At 71.2% G+C, this 4,056-nt stretch carries 2 protein-coding genes; both read right to left on the bottom strand.

The window, feature by feature from the left end:
• A partial coding sequence (locus tag ACIQFU_RS38585; protein WP_356823773.1) for an amino acid adenylation domain-containing protein occupies positions 1-1,178 on the bottom strand: 1,178 nt, incomplete at its 3' end.
• Positions 1,171-4,056: condensation domain-containing protein (locus ACIQFU_RS38580; RefSeq protein ID WP_402558057.1), on the bottom strand; the 2,886-nt coding region annotated here is incomplete at its 5' end. The genes ACIQFU_RS38580 and ACIQFU_RS38585, both read right to left, overlap by 8 nt.

Here is a 4,056-nt window from a genome sequence, read left to right as displayed (position 1 = left end):
GCCACAAACGCCTCAGCCGTCAAATCCGGCCGCCCCAGATAACCACGCGCCAAACCCGCCCCACCCACAAACAACTCCCCCGCCACACCCACCGGCTGGAGCTGAAGGCGGGAGTCGAGGACGTACATCTGCGCCCCGTCGATGGGACGGCCTATGTGGACGCGTTCGAGGTCGGCGGTGTAGCGGGCGACGCTGACGGCGATGGTGGTCTCGGAGGGGCCGTAGCCGTTGAAGAAGAGCCGGCCGTCGGCCCAGGTGCGGACCAGTTCGCGCGGGCAGGCTTCGCCTCCGACCGAGACGCAGGTCAGGAAGGGCAGGGTCTCGGCGGGCAGCGTGGCCAGTGCCGCCGGGGTGAGGTTGATGTTCTCGACGGCCTGCTCGGCCAGGAAGTCGGCGAGGTCGGTGCCGATCATCCGCAGCTCAGGCGGCGGCAGCACCAGGGTGCCGCCGGAGAGGAGCGCGGCGCAGATCTCCCACACGGAGATGTCGAAGCTCAGGGGGGTGCCCTGGAGGACGCGTGTGGGGGTGTCCAGGCCGTAGTTCTCGTTCTGCCAGCGCGCGATGTGGCGGATGCCGCGGTGGGTCACGGCCACGCCCTTGGGCCGGCCCGTGGAACCGGAGGTGTAGATGACGTAGGCCAGGTCGTCCGCGGTCACGTCCGGGGCGGGCTCACCGTCGGGCCACCGGTCCAGCTCGGCCCACAGGTCCTCCACGACCAGCACCCGCGCGCCGGTCTCCGGCAGCACGCCCAGCGTCGACCGTCCCGCCAGCACGACACCCAGCCGGGAGTCCTCGACCATGTGGGCCAGGCGCTCGCGCGGATAGGAGGGGTCCAGCGGCACGTACGCCGCGCCCGCCTTCACGATCGCCAGGAGCCCGACGACGGTCTCGATCGAGCGGGGGACGCACAGGCCCACCAGGCTGCCCCGGTCGACGCCCCGGTCGCGCAGCAGCGCGGCGAGACGGTTCGCCCATCGGTCCAGGGCGGCGTAGCCGATCTGCGTGGCGCCGTCGGCGACGGCGACCCGGTCGGGGTTCCTGCGGGCCTGCGCGGAGAACAGCTCGTGCAGGGGGGCCGGCCTCTGCGCCTGCTGCTCCTTGAGCTGACGCAGGCGCAGACGCAGTACGGCCTGCTGCTCGGGGCTGAGGTTCTCGAGCTGAGGAAGCAGTTCACTCATGGTGGTCACTCGTCTCGGTAGCCGGGGCGGCGTGCGGGATCTGGGCCTGGAGATCGCTCGGCGACATGCCCTGAACTTCTGCGACGAGTTGTTCGAGAAGCTCGCGTTCTTCGGCGGTTCCGGCGGTTCCCGCCGCCAGCGCGGACAGGTCGAGGTCGGTCTCGTCCGTCCGTTGCAGGGGGACCGCGTTGCCCTGTCGGAGGATGTGGCGGCGTTCCTCGTCCGTCAGGACGCTGACGTCGCCCAGTCGCATGCCGGGCTCGCGCGTGAGCTGGGAGCAGACGCTGCCCAGGTGGCCGAGCATGCGCTCGATCGTCTCGGGATCGAACCGTGCGGTGTCGTACTGGACGACGACGCTGAGCCGTTGCTCCCCGGCCGGCACGGTGGCCACCACGCCGAGCGGGTAGTTGATCCGTTCCTCGGACCGGGTGAGGTCGTAGCGCAGGGCGGCCTCGTCGTCCTTGTCCACCGGGTAGTTCTCGAAGACGAACAGGGTCTCGAAGAGGGGGGCGCCGGTGGGGAGCCCGCTCCACTGCTGCACCTTGTTGAGCGGGCTGTACTCGTACTGCCTCATGCGCAGGTTCTGCTCCTGCAGCTCCCGCAGCCAGGCGAGTACGGTGCTCTGCGCGGGCATCCGCACCCGTAGCGGCAGTGTGTTGATGAAGAGGCCGACGGTCCGCTCGATGCCCTCGATCTCGGCCGGGCGTCCCGAGGCGACGGTGCCGAAGACGACGTCGTCGCGGCCCGAGTAGCGGCCGACCAGAAGCGCCCAGCAGCCCTGGAGGACCGTGTTGAGGGTCAGTTGGTGGGTCTGGGCGAGTTGTTGCAGGTGCCGGGTGTCCTCGGTGCCGAAGAGGAAGTCGTACTCGGCCAGCCCACCGGTCCCGGACGGCTCGGACCGTCCGCCCGCGTGCCGCTCGATGCTGAGCGGTTCGGCCGGCTGGACGTCCTGGAGGGTGTGGCGCCAGTAGTCCTCGGCCTGTCGGAGGTCCTGCTCGCCGAGCCAGGCCACGTAGTCCCGGTAGGGCCGCGGCGCGGGCCTGTCCGGAGCACGTCCCTCCAGCAGCGCCCCGTACCACCGCACCGCGTCACCCAGGACCAGGCTGATGCTCCAGCCGTCCAGGATCGTGTGGTGGGCACTCCACACCAGCTCGTACCTCTCCTCACCGGTACGCGCCAGCAGCATCCGCCACTGCGGGGCGTCCTCCGGCCCGAAGCCCCGCGCACGGTCCCCGGCCAGATACGCCTCCAGCCGCTCCCCCTGCTCCTCGACGCTCCCGTCCCGCCAGTCGGCCACCTCCAGCGGAACCGGCAGATCCGCCCAGACCAGCTGGAACGCCCGGTTGTCCCCGGCCGTCGCGAAGCCCGTCCGCAGGATCGGATGCCGCCGCATCACCTGCGCCCAGCTCTCCCGGAACACCCCCACATCCAGGTGCTGTTCGATGCTCAGGATCAGCTGGACGTGGTAGACGCCCTCGCCGTGCGCGAACTGGCTCTGGAACCAGAGCCCTTGTTGGACGGGGGTCTGGGGCAGGCAGTCCTCCAGGGGGCGGGCGGTGGTGGCGCCCCGCCACGCGGGGTGCTCGCGCAGACCTGCGACCAGGTCGTCCACCTGTTTCTGGTCGAGACCGGAAAGCTCCAGGTCGGAGGGCGTGTAGCCCTGCACGTCCGGACGCCGGGCCTCGACGGTCAGCGCGGAGAGCACGCCCAGCGTCCGCCCGGCCACCTCCCGGATCGTCTCCTCCCGGTGCGCGGACGGACTGTAGGTCCACTCCATGTGCAGCCGGCCGTCCCGGACATGACTCACCACGTCGATCAGATACGGCCGGCGGTTCACCGGCGCCCAGTCCGGGCCCGCGGTACCGGACGACGCGGCGAAGCTTCCGGCGAACGATCCGTCGAACTGGCCCAGGTAGTTGAAGCTGACCTGCGCGGGTTCGGTCCCGTGCAGGGGGGAATCGGCACCTCCGTATGCGAGGAGGCCGTGGCCGATGCCCTGTCGGGGCCGGGCTCGCAGGAGTTCCTTGATCTCCTTGAGTCCGTCCGCCGGACGGTCCGCGGCGGGCACCGGCAGGTCCAGCGGGGAGATCGTGGTGAACCAGCCCGTCGTCCGCGACACATCCGTGTCCTCGAACAGGTCCTCCCGCCCGTGCCCCTCCACGTCCACCCGCACCCGGCCGCCCCCGGACCAGCCACCCACCGCCGACGCCACACCCGTCAGCAACGCGTCGTTGACCCGCGTCCCGAACACCGCCGGCACATCCCGCAGCAGCGCCCGCGTCTCCGCCTCACCCAGCACCACCTCGACGACCCGCCCGCCACCGACCGTGTTTCCGTCGGCGGTTCCGTCCAGCGGCAGTTCGCGCGACGGCGTGGACTGTGCTTCCCAGTACGGCAGTTCGGCCAGCGTTGTCTCGCTGCCGGTCTCCTCGGCCAGCCGGGCCGCCCACTGCCGCCACGAACTCGTCTTCTGAGGCAGCACCAGCTCCTCACCCCGCCGGGCCTGCCCGCACAGGGTCTCCAGATCCTCCAGGACCACCCGCCACGAGACGACGTCGACCACGAGGTGGTGCGCGACGAGGAGGAGCTTCCGCCCTCCGTCCTCCAGGCCGGTGAACAGGACGGCGCGCAGCAGCGGGGACCGGGACAGGTCCAGACCCGCCTGGACGGCACCGGCCACCTCCAGCAACCGCGCCTCGCGCTCACCCTCCGGGCACCCCGACAGGTCCTCGACCCGCAGCGGCGTCTCCTCGGGCATCCCGGTCAGCTCGGCACACCAGGCACCGTCCTCCTGGAAGAAGCGGGTACGCAGTCCGTCGTGCTGCTCCAGCACCCGGCGCACCACCGTCCGCCACTGCTCCGGCGACAGCCCCGCCTC

Source organism: Streptomyces sp. NPDC093065 (assembly GCF_044754585.1).
Classification (GTDB): domain Bacteria; phylum Actinomycetota; class Actinomycetes; order Streptomycetales; family Streptomycetaceae; genus Streptomyces.
This window is presented reverse-complemented; position numbering and strand designations above follow the sequence as displayed.